This window comes from Sphingosinicella rhizophila (genome assembly GCF_032378825.1).
Taxonomy (GTDB): Bacteria; Pseudomonadota; Alphaproteobacteria; order Sphingomonadales; family Sphingomonadaceae; genus Allosphingosinicella; species Allosphingosinicella rhizophila.
On record NZ_JAVUPU010000002.1, the window covers coordinates 565,178 to 580,986 of the forward strand.

The 15,809-nt window shown below is 63.3% G+C and carries 17 protein-coding genes and 1 riboswitch; of the genes, 11 read left to right on the forward strand and 6 right to left on the reverse strand.

Translation table 11 applies throughout. The features are described 5' to 3' along the window. Nucleotide 1: 1 nt before the first annotated feature. Nucleotides 2–952, reverse strand: coding sequence for a 4-hydroxy-3-methylbut-2-enyl diphosphate reductase (gene ispH / locus RQX22_RS05810; protein ID WP_315724494.1), 951 nt, complete (start codon nucleotides 950–952; stop codon nucleotides 2–4). Nucleotides 953–1,058: 106 nt separating this feature from the next. Here ispH and RQX22_RS05815 point away from each other — a divergent pair, with 106 nt between their 5' ends. The 7 genes from RQX22_RS05815 (at nucleotide 1,059) to RQX22_RS05845 (ending at nucleotide 7,868) form a co-directional block, all read left to right on the forward strand. Next, on the forward strand, nucleotides 1,059–1,697 hold the full coding sequence (locus RQX22_RS05815; protein ID WP_315724496.1) for a hypothetical protein: 639 nt from the start codon (nucleotides 1,059–1,061) through the stop codon (nucleotides 1,695–1,697). 69 nt (nucleotides 1,698–1,766) lie between these two features. Further along, nucleotides 1,767–1,862: riboswitch (glycine riboswitch) on the forward strand. 164 nt (nucleotides 1,863–2,026) lie between these two features. Further along, a complete protein-coding gene (gcvT, locus tag RQX22_RS05820) occupies nucleotides 2,027–3,142 on the forward strand; it encodes a glycine cleavage system aminomethyltransferase GcvT (protein ID WP_315724497.1) in 1,116 nt (371 codons plus the stop codon). Then, nucleotides 3,139–3,510, forward strand: a complete 372-nt coding sequence (gcvH, locus tag RQX22_RS05825; RefSeq protein WP_315724499.1) for a glycine cleavage system protein GcvH — start codon at nucleotides 3,139–3,141, stop codon at nucleotides 3,508–3,510. The genes gcvT and gcvH overlap by 4 nt, the downstream gene beginning before the upstream one ends. Beyond that, the gene (locus RQX22_RS05830) at nucleotides 3,507–4,301 is read left to right on the forward strand and encodes a class I SAM-dependent methyltransferase (protein WP_315724501.1); all 795 of its coding nucleotides are present in this window, start codon (nucleotides 3,507–3,509) and stop codon (nucleotides 4,299–4,301) included. Before gcvH ends, RQX22_RS05830 begins: the two co-directional genes overlap by 4 nt. Then, nucleotides 4,301–5,659 (forward strand): aminomethyl-transferring glycine dehydrogenase subunit GcvPA, encoded by a 1,359-nt coding sequence (gene gcvPA, locus RQX22_RS05835; RefSeq protein WP_315724503.1) that lies wholly within the window; start codon nucleotides 4,301–4,303, stop codon nucleotides 5,657–5,659. The genes RQX22_RS05830 and gcvPA overlap by 1 nt, the downstream gene beginning before the upstream one ends. Further along, nucleotides 5,656–7,221, forward strand: a complete 1,566-nt coding sequence (gene gcvPB, locus RQX22_RS05840; protein ID WP_315724505.1) for an aminomethyl-transferring glycine dehydrogenase subunit GcvPB — start codon at nucleotides 5,656–5,658, stop codon at nucleotides 7,219–7,221. Before gcvPA ends, gcvPB begins: the two co-directional genes overlap by 4 nt. Beyond that, nucleotides 7,218–7,868, forward strand: a complete 651-nt coding sequence (locus RQX22_RS05845) for a DUF938 domain-containing protein (protein ID WP_315724506.1) — start codon at nucleotides 7,218–7,220, stop codon at nucleotides 7,866–7,868. Before gcvPB ends, RQX22_RS05845 begins: the two co-directional genes overlap by 4 nt. 10 nt (nucleotides 7,869–7,878) lie before the next feature. On the opposite strand, the gene RQX22_RS05850 is transcribed toward RQX22_RS05845, so the two are convergent. After that, nucleotides 7,879–8,124, reverse strand: coding sequence for a hypothetical protein (locus tag RQX22_RS05850; RefSeq protein ID WP_315724507.1), 246 nt, complete (start codon nucleotides 8,122–8,124; stop codon nucleotides 7,879–7,881). Then, the gene (locus tag RQX22_RS05855; protein ID WP_315724509.1) at nucleotides 8,108–8,776 is read right to left on the reverse strand and encodes a phosphatase PAP2 family protein; all 669 of its coding nucleotides are present in this window, start codon (nucleotides 8,774–8,776) and stop codon (nucleotides 8,108–8,110) included. Before RQX22_RS05855 ends, RQX22_RS05850 begins: the two co-directional genes overlap by 17 nt. A gap of 149 nt (nucleotides 8,777–8,925) precedes the next feature. Here RQX22_RS05855 and RQX22_RS05860 point away from each other — a divergent pair, with 149 nt between their 5' ends. Together RQX22_RS05860 and RQX22_RS05865 are read left to right on the forward strand one after the other, a co-directional pair. Beyond that, entirely contained in the window at nucleotides 8,926–9,093 is a 168-nt protein-coding gene (locus RQX22_RS05860) for a hypothetical protein (RefSeq protein ID WP_315724511.1), read from the forward strand. 174 nt (nucleotides 9,094–9,267) lie between these two features. After that, nucleotides 9,268–10,389, forward strand: coding sequence for a branched-chain amino acid aminotransferase (locus tag RQX22_RS05865; protein WP_410001599.1), 1,122 nt, complete (start codon nucleotides 9,268–9,270; stop codon nucleotides 10,387–10,389). A gap of 249 nt (nucleotides 10,390–10,638) precedes the next feature. Here the strand turns inward: RQX22_RS05865 and RQX22_RS05870 are convergent, their stop codons facing one another. Beyond that, on the reverse strand, nucleotides 10,639–11,121 hold the full coding sequence (locus RQX22_RS05870; RefSeq protein WP_315724512.1) for an Lrp/AsnC family transcriptional regulator: 483 nt from the start codon (nucleotides 11,119–11,121) through the stop codon (nucleotides 10,639–10,641). Between the two features lie 50 nt (nucleotides 11,122–11,171). Here RQX22_RS05870 and RQX22_RS05875 point away from each other — a divergent pair, with 50 nt between their 5' ends. Then, nucleotides 11,172–11,636 (forward strand): nuclear transport factor 2 family protein, encoded by a 465-nt coding sequence (locus RQX22_RS05875; RefSeq protein WP_315724514.1) that lies wholly within the window; start codon nucleotides 11,172–11,174, stop codon nucleotides 11,634–11,636. Nucleotides 11,637–11,641: 5 nt separating this feature from the next. Here RQX22_RS05875 and RQX22_RS05880 read toward each other — a convergent pair whose 3' ends face one another. Next, entirely contained in the window at nucleotides 11,642–12,568 is a 927-nt protein-coding gene (locus RQX22_RS05880; RefSeq protein WP_315724515.1) for a LysR family transcriptional regulator, read from the reverse strand. An 86-nt stretch (nucleotides 12,569–12,654) separates the two neighbouring features. On the opposite strand from RQX22_RS05880, the gene RQX22_RS05885 reads away from it, so the two are divergent. Continuing rightward, complete coding sequence (locus RQX22_RS05885; RefSeq protein ID WP_315724517.1) at nucleotides 12,655–13,716, forward strand: SDR family oxidoreductase; 1,062 nt, start codon at nucleotides 12,655–12,657, stop codon at nucleotides 13,714–13,716. Between the two features lie 19 nt (nucleotides 13,717–13,735). Here RQX22_RS05885 and RQX22_RS05890 read toward each other — a convergent pair whose 3' ends face one another. Continuing rightward, nucleotides 13,736–15,799 carry a M13 family metallopeptidase gene (locus RQX22_RS05890; protein ID WP_315724519.1) on the reverse strand — a complete coding sequence of 688 codons (2,064 nt, stop codon included), beginning with the start codon at nucleotides 15,797–15,799 and terminating at the stop codon, nucleotides 13,736–13,738. Nucleotides 15,800–15,809: the final 10 nt, after the last annotated feature.

Below are 15,809 nucleotides of genomic sequence, written 5' to 3' on the forward strand. Positions count from 1 at the left end.
TTCAGGCAGCTTCCAGTCCCCTGGGCAGCTTGAAAACCATGCGCTCGACAATGCCCTGGTTTTCTTGGTGATGCACGTCGAACTTCTGCCCGAGCCACTCCACGACTTCCCGCACCAATGTCTCGGGCGCCGAAGCGCCGGCGGTAATACCAAGCGTGGTCACGCCCTCCAGCCAGTCGAGATCGATATCGTCGGCGCGTTCGATCAGTACCGCCCGGGCGCCTTCGCGCCTGGCGACCTCGACCAGCCGCACGGAATTGGAGCTGTTGGGCGCACCGATGACAAGAACCGCATCCGCCCGGCGCGCAATCTCCTTCACGGCCGCCTGGCGATTGGAGGTCGCATAGCAAATATCTTCGCCGACCGGACCTTTGATCGCCGGGAAGCGGCGTTCGAGGATGCCGATGATCTCCGCGGTATCGTCTACCGACAAGGTGGTCTGGGTCAGGAAAGCGAGATTGTCCGTATCCGGCGGCGCGACCGACTCCGCGTCGGCAGCCGTTTCGATGAGCGTCATGCGGCCTTCGTCGACCTGGCCGAACGTGCCGACGACTTCCGGATGGCCCGCATGACCGATGAAGAGGATGTGCCGGCCCTGATCCACGAATCTTTCGGCCTGGCGATGGACCTTGGAAACGAGCGGGCAGGTCGCATCGAGATAATCGAGGCCCCGTTCGTCGGCCTTCGCGGGCACCGCCTTGGGTACGCCATGGGCGGAAAATACCACGGGCACACCGTCCGGAACCTCGTCCAGCTCGGCGACGAAGATGGCACCCTTGGCCCGAAGATCGTCGACCACATATTTGTTGTGGACGATTTCGTGACGGACATAGACGGGCGCGCCATAGCGTTCGATGGCCAGCTCGACGATCCGGATCGCACGGTCGACACCGGCGCAAAAGCCCCGCGGCGCGGCAATGAGCAGACTGAGTGATGCCTTGGAAATCGTCATCGCGGCGCATCTACGCCATTGCTTGCCTCAGCGAAACCCGCTTCCTATGATCCGGGCGGTCGGGTAGTGCATGCCGCCATGCCGTGAGAGTGAGGGTCCGAAACACGTGTTCAAGCTTAAAGCGGCGGCCGCCGCCCTGACAATATTGCTCGTCGCCGGCTGCAGCTCCGATGGTCAGCTCACCGCGACAGGAATCACGATTACCCGCTCGGCCTGTCCTGCTGTCGCGATTCCGGCGGCCACCGGCGACGTTACGCTCTTCAACCCGGAAAGTAGCCGTGACGCCAGCGCCATTGATGTCGTCGCCAACATCACCAACATCCGGACGACCTGCGACGAATCCGGCGAACATATCGTCAGCAACGTGACCTTCGACATCCAGGCGCTGCGCCGCGACACGCGCGGTGATAGAGAGGTTGTGCTGCCTTATTTCGCGACGGTCGTGCAGGCCGGCAGCAACGTCGTCTCCAAGAGCCTAAGCCGCGTCAGTCTTCGCTTTGCCGACGGGCAGGCGCGTGCGAGTGCGACCGGCAGCGCAACCGGCAGGGTGCTCGCCTCGGCTGCCGCCCTTCCGGAGGATATAAGGCGTCAGATCACGCGTCAGCGCAAGCCCGGCGATGCCGATGCGGCAATCGATCCGATGGCGGATCCGAATGTCCGGGCGGCTGTGCAGAATGCCAGCTTCGAGCTTCTGATCGGCTTTCAGCTGACCGAGGATCAGCTGCGCTACAACGCCACGCGATAATTGTTCCAACCGCGTTGACTCGGCCGTGCACTGCGGCCACAGCTAAATTGTCTTCGGCGGGAAACCGCTGGTGACCGTGCGGGAGAGTGTAATGGACTTTGTCCGTTGCCGCCGAAGGAGCAACCGCCCCGGAATCTCTCAGGCAGACCGGACCGCACGGGCTCAAGACACTCTGGAAAGCGGATGGTGCGGAATTTTTCGCAGCTTCCCACCGAAGGGGTAAACCGCCAATGCGGCGGTGAAAGCTCTCAGGTCCCAGGACAGAGGGGGTGAAGAATGGAACCGGGTGCCGCGGCATCCTGTTCCGTCATCGCCTTGGAGTCTGGGACATGAACGACACCCCACCGGCCCTTCTTCCTCTCGATTCGTGGCACTCGGCTCATGGCGCCCGCATGGTCCCGTTCGCCGGCTATGTCATGCCGATCCAATATGAAGGCATAATCGCCGAGCATCTTTGGACCCGCGAGCAGGCCGGGCTATTCGACGTCAGCCACATGGGCCAGCTGATCGTCGCCGGCCCGGAAGCCGAAAAGGGGCTGGAAAGCCTTCTTCCCGCCGATCTTGCCATATTGGACGAAGGGCGCCTCCGCTATTCGCTGTTGCTCAACGAGGCCGGCGGCATCGTCGACGATCTGATGATCACGCGGCGCGGCGATCATTGGTACGTGGTGGTGAACGGCGCCACCCGCCAGAAAGACATTGATTATCTCCGAGAGAAATTGCCGCGCAACGTCGTCGTCGATCATATGAAGGAGCAGGCCTTGCTGGCTCTGCAGGGCCCGCGTGCCGCGGCAGCGCTGGAGCGGCTGGTGCCCGGCGTCGATCGACTCCGTTTCATGACCGCCGGCTCCTTCGAGTTTGGCGGCGTCACCGCATGGATCAGTCGATCGGGTTATACGGGTGAGGATGGATTCGAGATTTCCATTCCCGCCGGAAGGGCCGCGACGATCGCGGATTTGATTGCGGATCAACCCGAAGTGAAGCCGATCGGCCTGGGTGCCCGCGATTCGCTCCGCCTCGAAGCTGGCCTTCCGCTCCATGGACATGATCTCGATCCCGGGATCACGCCGGTCGAGGCGGATCTCGTCTTTGCCATATCGAAAAGGCGACGCGGCGATGGCGGCTTTGCCGGCTGGCCGCGGATCCTCCGGGAATTGGAGGAGGGGCCGATCCGTCGCCGTGTCGGTTTCGTGGTCGAAGGCCGGCAACCGGTGCGCGAGGGCGCGCTGGTGGTGGACGGCGAGGGCAGTGAAGTCGGAAAAGTCACCAGCGGCGGTTTCTCGCCGACGCTCGAGACGCCGATCGGCATGGCCTATGTTCCCGCCGCGTCAGCCGCGCCGGGAACGGCGATCACGCTCACCCAGCGGGGCAGGATATTCCGGGCGGAGGTCGTTGCCATGCCCTTCGTCCCCCACCGATATCAGCGCAAGGGAACAGGGATATGACCATCTACTATACCAAGGATCACGAATGGCTGTCGGTCGAAGGCGATGTCGCGACCGTCGGCATCACCGATTTCGCGCAAGGTCAGCTTGGCGATATCGTATTCGTTGAAATACCTGCGGCCGGCACGCAGTTCGTCCAGGGCGGCGAAGCGGCCGTGGTGGAATCGGTGAAGGCCGCGTCCGACGTCTACGCTCCTGTCAGCGGTCAGGTCACCGAAGGGAATCAGAAGCTCGAAGAAGATCCGTCTCTCGTCAACAGCGACCCGGAAGGCGAAGGCTGGTTCTTCAAGATATTCCTGTCCGACAATCATCAGCTCAACGGGCTCATGGGTGCGGAAGAGTATAAGGCCTATTGCGAAAGCCAATGAGCGCGAAGGTTCCCAATGCGGCCTCGGTCTGGTCCCCGGCGGACTATGCGACCAATGCCGCCTTCGTCCCCGCGCTTGGCGCGGCGGCGCTGGCGCTGCTCGATCCGCGGCCTGGCGAGATCATTCTCGATCTCGGCTGCGGCGATGGCGTGCTGACCGCCGAAATCGCGGCGGCCGGCGCCAGGGTGATCGGCCTCGATGCCTCGGAAGCGATGGTCGAGGCTGCGCGTGCGAAGGGGGTCGACGCCTTCGTCGCGGATGCCCAATCCCTCGACCTCGACAGCCAGGTCGTTCGCTTCGGCCAGTTCGATGCCGCTTTCTCCAATGCCGCTCTGCACTGGATGCTCGATCCGGGCGCTGTCGCCGCGGGCCTGTTCAAGGTCCTCAAGCCCGGCGGGCGCTTCGTCGGGGAAATGGGAGGGGAAGGCAATATCGCGACCCTGCGCCAAGGCATCAGGGACGAACTGGTTGCGCGGGGCTATTCCATGCCGGCCGACGATCCCCAATGGTATCCCGGCATCGACGAATTCGTTCGCCTCTATGAGGCCGCCGGCTTCGTGAATATCCGTGCCCAATTGATCCCGCGACCGACGCCCCTTCCTGCCGGCGTGAGCGGATGGGTCAAGACGTTCCGCGCGGGCTGGCTGGATATTGCAGGCGTTTCGCCCTCGGCGCGCGACGAGGTTGCCGCCGCCATCGAGCGCCGCCTCGCTTCCCAGCTTCAGCGTCCCGACGGCAGCTGGTTCGCCGATTATGTCCGTCTTCGCTTCACGATGAGAAAGCCCGATTGATGCGTTATCTTCCGCTCGCCGAAAATGATCGGCAAGCCATGCTCGGCGCGATCGGCGCCGGTTCGATCGAGGATCTCTTCGTCGATGTGCCGAAGGCCGCACGGCTGTCCGGGCCAATCGAGGGTCTGCCCGACCATGCCGGCGAGCTTGCGGTCGAGCGGCAGCTTTCGGCGCTGGCGCGCCGTAATCTCGTCGCCGGCGAGGTGCCCTTCTTCCTGGGTTGCGGCGCCTATCGCCATCATGTCCCGGCGAGCGTCGATCATCTGATCCAGCGGGGCGAATTCCTTACCAGTTATACGCCCTACCAGCCGGAAATTGCGCAAGGGACGCTCCAGGCGCTGTTCGAATTCCAGACCCAGGTGGCGCGCCTCTATGGCTGCGATGTCGCCAATGCTTCCATGTATGACGGCTCGACCGCCTGCTGGGAGGCGATCGGCATGGCCCGGCGCATCACCCGGCGATCCCGGACGATCCTTTCCTCGGGTCTCCATCCTCATTATGTCTCGGTCGCGAAGACCATGGCAAGATTCACCGGCGACCTGCTCGAGACGGCGTCGCCGGAACTGACGAGCGAGACGGACATGGCGCGTCTGCTCGCGGCCGTCGACGGAGAGGCGAGCAGCGTCGTCGTTCAATATCCGGACATATTGGGCCGTATCGCCGATCTGTCGGAACTGGCGGAACGGGTCCATGCGGCGGGCGCCCTGCTGATCGTCGTCGTCACCGAGCCGGTGGCGCTCGGCCTGATCCGTTCGCCCGGTGAGATGGGCGCCGATATCGTCGTGGGCGAAGGGCAGGGGATCGGCGTCGGTCTCAATTTCGGAGGGCCTTATGTCGGCCTGTTCGCGACCCGCGACAAATATGTCCGGCAAATGCCCGGCAGGCTGGCCGGCCAGACGGTGGACGCCGAAGGCAAGCGCGGCTTCGTTCTCACTTTGTCGACGCGCGAGCAGCATATCCGGCGGGAAAAGGCCACGTCCAACATCTGCACCAACAGCGGCCTGTGCGCGCTTGCTTTCTCCATCCACATGACCCTGCTCGGCGAAACCGGTCTCAGGCGATTGGCGGCGATCAACCATGCCAAGGCGGTGCAGGCGGCGGATCGGCTGACCCAGCTGCCTGGGGTGGAACTGGTCACGGCCGGCTTCTTCAACGAATTCACCTTGCGGCTGCCGCGGGAGGCGCGGCCGGTAGTTCGCACGATGTCGGAACGCGGCGTGCTGGGCGGCGTGTCTCTCGGCCGCCTTTATCCGGGAATCGAGGCGTTGCAGAACGGTCTCGTCGTCGCTGTCACGGAAACCGTCATGGATGAGGATGTCGAGGCGCTCGCCGACGCTCTTGGGGAGGCGCTGGCATGAGCATGAATCGAGAAGGTCGCCCGACCCGCCCCGAAGCGGGCGAGATTATGCCGCCCCAAACGTGGACCGGCAATCGGGCGCTGATGCTGGAAGAGCCGCTCATCTTCGAGATGGACGAGCGAGGCGGCACCGGGGTCGATCTGGCGCCCGCGCCCCAGACGGTCAACCGGCTCGGGGGCCTGGAGCGCAACCGCCCGATCGGCCTTCCGGGTCTCTCGGAACCGCAGACGGTCCGCCATTATACCCGGCTCAGCCGTCAGAATTATGCGATCGACCTCGGTCTGTTCCCGCTCGGCTCCTGCACCATGAAGCACAATCCGCGCCTCTGCGAGAAAGTGGCGCGCATGCCCGGCTTCGCCGACATCCATCCGCTGCAGCCCACCGACACGGTGCAGGGCGCGCTGGCTCTGATTCGCATGCTCGGCGAATGGCTGGTGACGCTGACCGGTATGCATTCGGTGGCGATGAGCCCTAAGGCCGGGGCGCATGGTGAATTGTGCGGCCTGCTCGCCATCCGCGCCGCGCTGGAAGCGCGGGGCGACGCGCGCGCGGTCGTCCTGGTTCCCGAAAGCGCCCATGGCACCAATCCCGCCACCGCGGCTTTCGTCGGTTATCGGGTGGAAAGCATCCCGGCGACGGATCGCGGCCGGGTCGATTTCGACGCACTGAAGGCGAGGCTCGGTCCCGACGTGGCGGCGGTGATGATCACCAACCCCAATACGTGCGGCCTGTTCGAACCGGACATGGCCGCGATTTCGGAAGCGGTGCATGCGGCGGGCGGCCTCGTCTATTGCGACGGCGCCAATTTCAACGCCATCGTCGGCCGGGTTCGTCCCGGCGATCTCGGCATCGACGCGATGCACATCAATCTCCACAAGACCTTTTCGACCCCGCATGGCGGCGGCGGGCCGGGCTCGGGCCCAGTGGTCTTTTCGGAAGCGCTGACGCCCTTCGCGCCTTTGCCTTTCGTCGAACGGCAGGGGGACCAATATGTCTTGGTGGAGGAAGAGACTGCCGGGGACCATCATGGCTCGACCTTTGGCCGTATGACCGCATTTCATGGCCAGATGGGCATGTTCACCCGCGCCATGGCCTATATCCTGAGCCATGGCGCCGATGGCCTGCGTCAGGTTTCGGGCGATGCGGTGCTCAACGCCAATTATATCCTTCGCCGGCTCGAGGATGTGCTCGACGCGCCTTTTGGCAAGAGCGGGCCGTGCATGCACGAGGCCCTTTTCAGCGACAAAGGCTTTGCCGGAGATTTGACGACGCTCGATCTCGCCAAGGGCCTTATCGATGAAGGCTATCATCCGATGACCATGTATTTCCCGCTCGTGGTCCATGGCGCGATGCTGGTCGAGCCGACGGAGACGGAATCGAAGGCGACGCTCGATCAGTTCATCGGCGCGATGCGTTCGGTCGCCGAGCGGGCGAAGGCGGGCGACCAGTCGCTGAAGGCCGCGCCGGTCCATGCCCCGCGCCGGCGGCTCGACGAGACGCTGGCGGCACGGAGGCCCGTTCTTGTCTATCGGCAGCCGGAGCAGGCTGAGGCGGCGGAATGAAACTCAGCGCGCCTTCGACCGAGCGCAACCGGGAGCCCATTGCGGCGGTCCTGCGCGAAATTCTTCCCGGACATGGCGATGTGCTGGAGCTGGCCAGCGGAGCCGGCGAGCATGCCGTTTACTTTGCCCGGCTGTTTCCCAATCTCGTCTGGCAGCCGAGCGACCCGGACAGAGATGCCTTGGCGTCGATATCAGCGTGGCGGACCGAGGCCGGGCTCGACAATTTGCGCGAGCCGCTGATCCTCGATGTCGCAGCCGATCCCTGGCCGGTGCGGCGGGCCGATGCTCTCCTCTGCATCAACATGGTCCATATCAGCCCGTGGACGGCGACCGTCGGCCTGATGCGCGGTGCGGGGCGGTTGCTGCCGCATGATGGCCCCTTGATCCTCTACGGGCCTTATCGTCGAAGGGACGTTCCCACCGCCCCGAGCAACGAAGCCTTCGATCAGTCGCTCCGGTCACGCAATCCCGAATGGGGCCTGCGCGATCTGGACAGCGTCCGGGACGAAGCCGCAGCGAACGGGCTTGGCTTCGATCGGCTGTTCGAAATGCCGGCCAACAATCTGATCCTGGTGTTCCGGCAAAGCGAGGCCGGGCCGTCCGGGCGTTCAGCATCAGAAATGCCCGCCTCCGCTACACGGGACTGACTATGGTCCCCTAATTGCGTTCATTGAAGCGCGGCAGATCGGCTTCCTCGGGCTTGTCGCTGCCGCGGGCGCGGGTGATGCCACCGTCGCCAACTTCTTGGCGGATTTCATCCCTGCTGCCGATGTCGCGGTTGAGATTGTGTCCGCTGGCGCCGCCTTGGCTCGGGGCCTCTTGCATCCGATCGATGATGTCGCTGTCGTCATGATCGCGCGCGCTTTCGGTGCGGTCCTTGGTCTCGTCATTCTTCTTGTCCATCCGTCTTCTCCTTCATTCCACCAATGAAGGAGTCAGCTTGCCGTTCCGCCGGTCGGCGCGCATCGGCCCCGGCCAGCCGAACCAGCGCCAATGTCCAGGCCGCACCGAATGTCCAGCCGCCAATGACGTCGCTGGGCCAATGGACGCCGAGCACCAGACGACTGGCGCCGACCAGGAAAGCGAAAAGAACTGCGAGAGTGATCGCTCCGCGCCGCATCCCCGGATCGGCTGTGCAGACAAGGGCGATGCCGAGCGCGGCAGTCATGCTGCCGGCGGCATGGCCGCTCGGAAAGGCCATCGAATGGACCGCCACCAGATGGCCGGCCGGATCGGGCCGCGCTCGGTCGAAGGCCATCTTCTGGACCTCGACCAGCAGGCGCCCGACCAATACCATGCCAAGCAGCACGAAAGCGCGTCGCTTCTCACCCCGGATTGCCATTGCCAGCGACACCGCGACCGACAGCGGGACCAGCACCGCGCCGCCTCCGAGGATTGTCAGCCATCCGGCCGCCGGAGCCAGATCCGCGATCGCTGCCGCTTCGAGAATTCCAAGGTCCTGGACTGAGCCTGGCCCGCCGAACAGCAGCATGAGGAACCAGACCATTGCCAGGGCGACAAACAGGAGAGCGGCCGGCCGGGGAAGGAGAGTCATGGCCGGGACTGTCTGCGAGATGGCCGTCCCTGTCCAGAATCGTCGCGGCTCCGCGCCTCTGCAGCGGGCCTACCCGCCTGACTTTGCCGCACATTTTTGATTTGGGAATGTCCTATGTTAGGAATGCGAGTCGCCGGGGAGCGAAGTCGATGGAATCGAGCCTTAGATATTATGAAAGAAGGGCCACGGAGGAGCTCCGGGCCGCCGGCAGGGCCGTCACTCCGGCGGGGCAGGCGCGGCGCAAGGCGCTGGCCGAAATGTTCGCCCGGAAAGCCATGGAGCAGAAGGAGCGCCGCGCCGCGCTCGTTCAATGGTAGCTGAGATTTTCGGGCGTCCCACCTGGTCCTTTGATCCGCTGGATTAAAAGGGCCGGGAGCCGGGATCTTTGACGGCGGTGAAAAAGCGCGCCAAAGCACCGCCGGCTGCCGGAACCTGATATGTGCCGCAGCGACATCGTTTGAAATGCCCCGGACGGGGCCACAGGAGCAAGCATGGCCGACCTGGTGTTAGAGATGGAAGAAACGGCGAAAGCCGCGAAACAGCAATTCAACGTGCGACCGAACGCCCAGGCCATTTCCGCGGCCGAGCGCGCGACCCTGCTTGAGGATCCGGGCTTTGGTCGCGTGTTCACCGATCATATGGTGGTGATCAAATATTCCGACGATCGCGGCTGGTACGACGCCGAAGTGACTGCACGCGCTCCTCTCTCGATCGATCCCGCCTGTTCGGTGCTCCACTACGCTCAGGAAATCTTCGAAGGCATGAAGGCCTATCGGACGCAGGACGGCGGTGCCGTCCTGTTCCGCCCTGACGCGAATGCGCGGCGCTTCCGTCAATCGGCTGAACGGCTGGCAATGCCGCTCATTCCGGAGGAGCTTTTCCTCGAGGCCGTTCGCCAGATCGTCAGCATCGACCGCGATTGGGTCCCGTCGGGCGAAGGCGCCCTCTATCTGCGCCCCTTCATGTTCGGCAGCGAGGTGATGCTCGGCGTCCGGCCGTCCTCCGAATATCTGTTCCTGGTGATCGCTTCGCCGGCAGGAAATTATTTCAAGGGCGGCAAGGATGCCGTCACCATCTGGGTCTCGAACGACTATACCCGGGCCGCGCCCGGCGGGACCGGTGCCGCGAAATGTGGCGGTAATTATGCGGCCGGCCTGCTGCCCCAGGCGCAGGCGGTGGCGAATGGCTGCGATCAGGTCGTCTTCCTCGACGCGGTCGAGCGACGCTGGGTGGACGAGCTTGGCGGAATGAACCTGTTCTTCGTCTTCGATGATGGATCGATCAACACGCCGCCGCTCGGCACCATCCTTCCAGGCATCACCCGTGACTCGTTGCTCACCATAGCCCGCGACAGGGGCATCAAGGTCAGCGAGAGCCCATATGCGATCGATCAATGGCGCGCGGATGCCGAGAGCGGTCGCCTGCGTGAAACCTTTGCCTGCGGCACTGCAGCAGTCATCACGCCCGTCGGCGAGGTCCGCAGCGTGGACGGGAATTTCAAGATTGGAGACGGCGGTGCCGGACCGGTCGCTAAGGAATTGCGCAAGACCTTGACCGACATCCAGCGCGGCAATGCGCCCGATCCGCACGGCTGGGTTCAAAAAGCCTATTGATCCGGTCGATCCAGACTGGTCGCGGCCTCCGTTCACGGGCCGCGATCGGCGGCCGGATCCTGTCCAGTTATCCTGGCGCGACGTCGGCCAGAAGCCCAGACAGGATGAATGTCATTCCAAGGCAGGAGGATAGTCCTTGCGGCGCCGCCCGCCAGCCGGATATGCCTTGCCCTGATTTTGATCCCAGGCAGGACAAAAAGGGGCTTCCACAACCAGATTTCGCCTCAGGTTTTTCAAGGTCCTTCGAGATCATGGCTGGCCGATAAAGGTCAGCGGCAGGCTCGCCGTATTCTTGATATTGCTGACGACGACGCTGGAATTCACCTCCCGGACGACGGATAGCTGGGAGAGTTTCTGGAAGAAGAATTCCTCGTAACATTTGATGTCGGCGACCGCGATCTTCACCAGAACATCGATCTCGCCGAGCAGGATGTAGCATTCGAGCACTTCGGGCCACGCCTGGATCTGGTCGCGGAACGCGCGCACCGCCTCGGGATCGTGCGCCGCCAGCCTGATCGTCGCATAAACGATCAGGTTTACGCCGACCGCTTCGGCGTTCACCGTCCAGACCTGGCGTTCGAGAACGCCTTCATTCTTCAGTCGTCGAACCCGGCGCCAGACCGGAGGCGGGGTCATGCCCAGCCGGTCCGACAATTCGCTGATCGAAAGCGATCCGTCTTCCTGCAGCATTGCGAGGATGGCCTTGTCGACATTATCCAAGGGTAATTTCATTACCGTATACCGCGATTAACAGATAAATTAATAACCATCATAGCCTGAACATGATCATTTTTGTCAATGAAATTACCCGTGGTCTGGCCGATTCTCCCCGCGTCGATTCGGAGGGAAGAATGGGTTTCATGGGAGACGGGCCGAGGCAGGATGGTGTGGGCCATGAACCGCTGATCCGCGAATATTATCGCCGGATCGACGCCGTGGACGTCGATTGGGTGGTGGACTTGTTCGCGCCGGACGCAGTCTACGAACGGGCTGACGCGACCTATGACGGCATCGCCGCCATCTCCAAATTCTTTCGCGAGGACCGCCAGATCAGGGGCGAGCATGTGATCGACCGCATCTGGACCGACGGGGACAGCGTGGCGGCGACGGGTGAATTTCGGGGGCGGGGCGCAGCCGGAGACGCACGCAATGTCCGCTTCGCAGATGTCTGGATGTTCGACGCCGATGGCCGCGTCCGGTGCCGTCAAAGCTATCTGGCGCTCGGCCACGCTTATGTGGAGCGCTAAGGATCCTATTGACTGGGGCAATTTCGGAGGGCGTCAGCTCCGCCCTCGATCCTGTGACGCTCGAGGATTAGTGCCTCGGAAACATAGGCCGTGAAAGTACGGATCCTGGCGGTTCCACGAAGGTCCTCATGAGTGAGCACCCATAAATGGTGCTGCGTCCCGGGCGCGATCGTTCCTCTTGAGACGCGCCGCAATCGGGGCATCGCGTCGCCCAGATAGCATGGGAGGGGGGCCAGCCCAACTCCAACTGCCGCCGCTTCCGCCATCGTCACGATGCTATCCGCCTGCAGCACCATTTCCGTGCCTGAAAGACGTTTGTGCATCCAGTGCGCTATCGCTGTTTCCGATAACGCGTCCGATGTCCCGATCCATCTTTGCTGCGGCCATTCATCCTCGTTCGGCAAGGTTTCCAACCCGACAGCCTGGTAGACTGCCATTCCCACCGGCGCGATGCGGCGTCCGATCAGCGTGCCGGGCGGGTCGGCCGAGACCCGGATGGCGACATCGGCGTCTCGCCGGGTGAGGTTGGCGACCGCGGTGGTCACCGAAACCTCGAGCCGGACTGCAGGGTGTTCCGCCTGAAAGCCGGCAAGGATCGGGGGCAATAGCGAGACCATCAAAGTGTCGATAGTGGTGACTCGGATCAGTCCCTCCAGCCGCAGGTCCCGGCCGGCGAGGCGGCGTTCAAGCGTGGTGACCATGTCCGCGACCGACTGGGCTGCGGCGAGCAACTCCTCGCCGCCGGCGGTGAGCGCATAGCCCGAGGGCAGGCGGTCGAACAGGCGGATGCCGTGCGCGCCCTCGAACCGCGCGATCCTCCGCAGCACCGTCGTGTGGCTGACGCAAAGCGCGCGGGCGGCCGCCGCCAACGAGCCGTGACGGCCCACAGCGAGGACATATTGAAGGTCCGACCAGTCGATCTCATTGTGCATTGACGCACATTATGAGCGCATAAACTCAAACTCACAACCTGTGCATGCACAGCCTAGAGTCTCGCCAGGACTTTTGGAGGATCAAGATGACAAGGTCGGCGGACAAGGTGGCGCTCGTCATGGGCGCGCAGGGTGTGATCGGGCGCAACCTGGTCGATCATCTGGAGCGATCGGGCAATTGGGAGATTATCGGCGTTTCACGCCGCGGCGGCACGAGCTTCGGCCGCGTCCGGCACGTCTCGGTCGATCTTCTCGACCAATCGAATGTGGCGGCAAAGCTCGGCAGCCTGTCGGAGGTCACCCACATATTCTATGCGGCCTATCAGGACCGGCCGCGCTGGGCCGAACTGGTCGCTCCCAATCTGGCGATGCTGGTCAATTCCGTAACCGCCGTCGAACGGGCGTCGCCGCGCCTGCGGCATGTGAGCCTGATGCAGGGCTACAAAGTCTATGGCGCGCATCTCGGACCGTTCAAGACCCCGGCCCGGGAAAGCGATCCCGGCCATATGCCGCCCGAATTCAACATCGACCAGCAGGATTGGCTGGAGAAAAGGCAGCGCGGGAAAGGATGGACCTGGACGGCCCTCCGTCCCTCGGTCGTATGCGGGTTCGCGCTCGGCAACCCTATGAATCTGGCCATGGTGATCGCCGTCTATGCCGCCATGTCGAAGGAGTTGGGTTTGCCGCTTCGCTTTCCCGGCGGCCCGGGCGCCTATCACAGTCTCATCGAGATGACTGACGCCTGTTTGCTTGCCCGGGCCACGGTCTGGGCGGCGACCGATCCCGCTTGCGCGAACCAGGCGTTCAACATCAACAATGGCGATCTCTTCCGCTGGAGCGAAATGTGGCCGGCAATCGCGGACGCGTTCGGCATCGAGGCCGCGCCGCCTCTGCCGATGGCGCTCGAGGACATCATGTCCGACAAGGCGTCGCTCTGGGGCGCGATGATCGAAAAACATGGCCTTGTGCCGACACGCTATGAGGAAGTTTCGTCCTGGCGTTTCGGCGACTTCGTCTTCGGTTGGGATTATGACGTGATCGCCGACGGATCGAAGGCGCGCCGGTTCGGCTTCCACGAATTCGTCGACACCAAGGCGATGTTCCTCGGCATTTTCGAGGAATTGAGGAACCGGCGCATCATTCCCTGATGCCGCCGCGCGGGAACGGCTACCAGATCCGGATCCGGTTTTCGGGTGCCAGATAGAGCGCCCCTTTCGTAACGCCGAACGCCGAATACCAGGAATCAAGATTGCGCACCACGTTGACGCGCAGATGATTGGGCGAATGCGGATCTATCGTCAGAACCTGGAGCAAGGCTGGTGCGCGATATTTGGTGCGCCAGATCTGCGCGAAACCCAGGAAGAAACGCTGGTCGCCACTGAAACCGTCGTTCACCGCATCGGTCTTGCCGTTCAGCGAGAGCTTGTAGGCGTCATAGGCCATGTTGAGGCCGGCCAGGTCGGCCAGGTTTTCGCCAAGCGTGAGTTCGCCGTTGACGTGGGTGCCGGCAACCGGCTCGTAGGCGGCATATTGCGCAACCACCTGGGCGGAAAGGGCCTGAAAGCGGCTGAGGTCCTCAGGGCTCCACCATTCGGAGAGATTTCCTTCCGCGTCGAATTTTCGGCCCTGGTCGTCGAAATGGTGGCTGATCTCGTGGCCGATGATCGCGCCGATCGCGCCGTAATTGACGGCCATGTCCGCATTCGGGTCGAAGAAGGGTGGCTGCAGGATGGCGGCCGGGAACACCACCTCGTTCAGCGACGGATTGGCATAAGCATTGACCGTCTGCGGAGACATGATCCACTCGTCGCGCGCCACCGGCTTACCGAGCTTGTCGAGGTTGCGCTGATATTCGAACCGCTTGGCGCGCATCATATTGCCCAGATTGTCGCCGGCGACGATCCGCAGCCTTGAATAGTCCCGCCAAGTGTCGGGATATCCGATCTTGGGTTTGAACGTTGCGAGCTTGGCGCGGGCCTTCGCCTTGGTGGCGGGGCTCATCCAGGCGAGACGAGCGAGCCTCGCGTCCATGGCGGCGATGAGATTCCGGACGAGCTCGTCGGCCTTGGCCTTGGCTTCCGGCGGAAAGTGGCGTCGGACATAAATTCGGCCGACCGCCTCGGCCATCATAGTGCCGACGAGATCCGTTCCCCTTTTCCAGCGCTCCTTGAGCTCCGGCGTTCCCTGGATCGCCCGGCCCTTGAACGCGAAATCCTGCTCGACAAATGGCCGTGACAGCATCGGCCCGGCGGCCGAGATCGTCTGGTAGGACAGATAGTCGCGCCAGTTCTGGAGCGGCTCCGATTGAAGGAGCGACGCCGCGCCGGCGATCGCGCTGGGATGGGCGACGATGAAGCTGCCCTGCTTCCCGGCACCGGCGGCGGCGAGATAGATTGGCCAGGGGAATCCGGGCATCTTGAGGTCGAGCTCGGCCCGGCTCATCGGGTTATGGAGCTTGTCGAGGTGGCGCTGTTCGACCCTGCTCCAATGGGCCTTCGCGATTTTCGTCTCGAGGTCGAAAATGCGCCGCGCACGCGCTTCCGGCTCCGACAGGCCTGCCAGCCGAAGCATGGCCGCGACATGATGCACATAGGCATCGCGCAGTGAGGCAAATTTTTCGCTGCCGTCCTGAAGATAATAATCTCTGTCGGGCATCCCCAATCCGCCTTGGGAAAGATAGGCCGCATAAAGGCTGCTATCCTTATAATCCTGCCTGACGCTGAGATTGATCGGGACGGCGACGCCGGCCTGGTTGGCCTCGCCAAGCGCGCGGGCAAGGTCGGTGCGGCTCGCGATTTTTCCGATCGCCCCCAGATAAGGCTGCAGGGGATCGGCGCCGCGTCTTTCGATCGCCTCTTCATCCATGAAGCCGGCGTAGAAATCGCCGATCTTCCTGAGCTCCGTCCCGGCCGACGCGCTGGCCCTGGCGGCATCTTCCAATATCAGGCGAACGCGCTGATCCGACAGATCGCGTAGAATGTCGAAGCCGCCCCATCGAGCCCGATCCGACGGGATCTCGGTCCGCCGATCCCAACGGCCGCTCGCATATTGGTAGAAACTGTCGCCCGGCGCCGTATCTCTGTCCATGCCTTCCAAGTCCATGCCCCAGGCGCCAATCTTGGGGGCTTCGGACCGGATGTCGGCAGCCGAATGCGTCTGGCTTTGGCCGGATGTTGCCGACGCCAGGATCGCGAGACTCACGGCCGCCGCGGTCACCCGTGTGGGAAGCATGTCAGATACC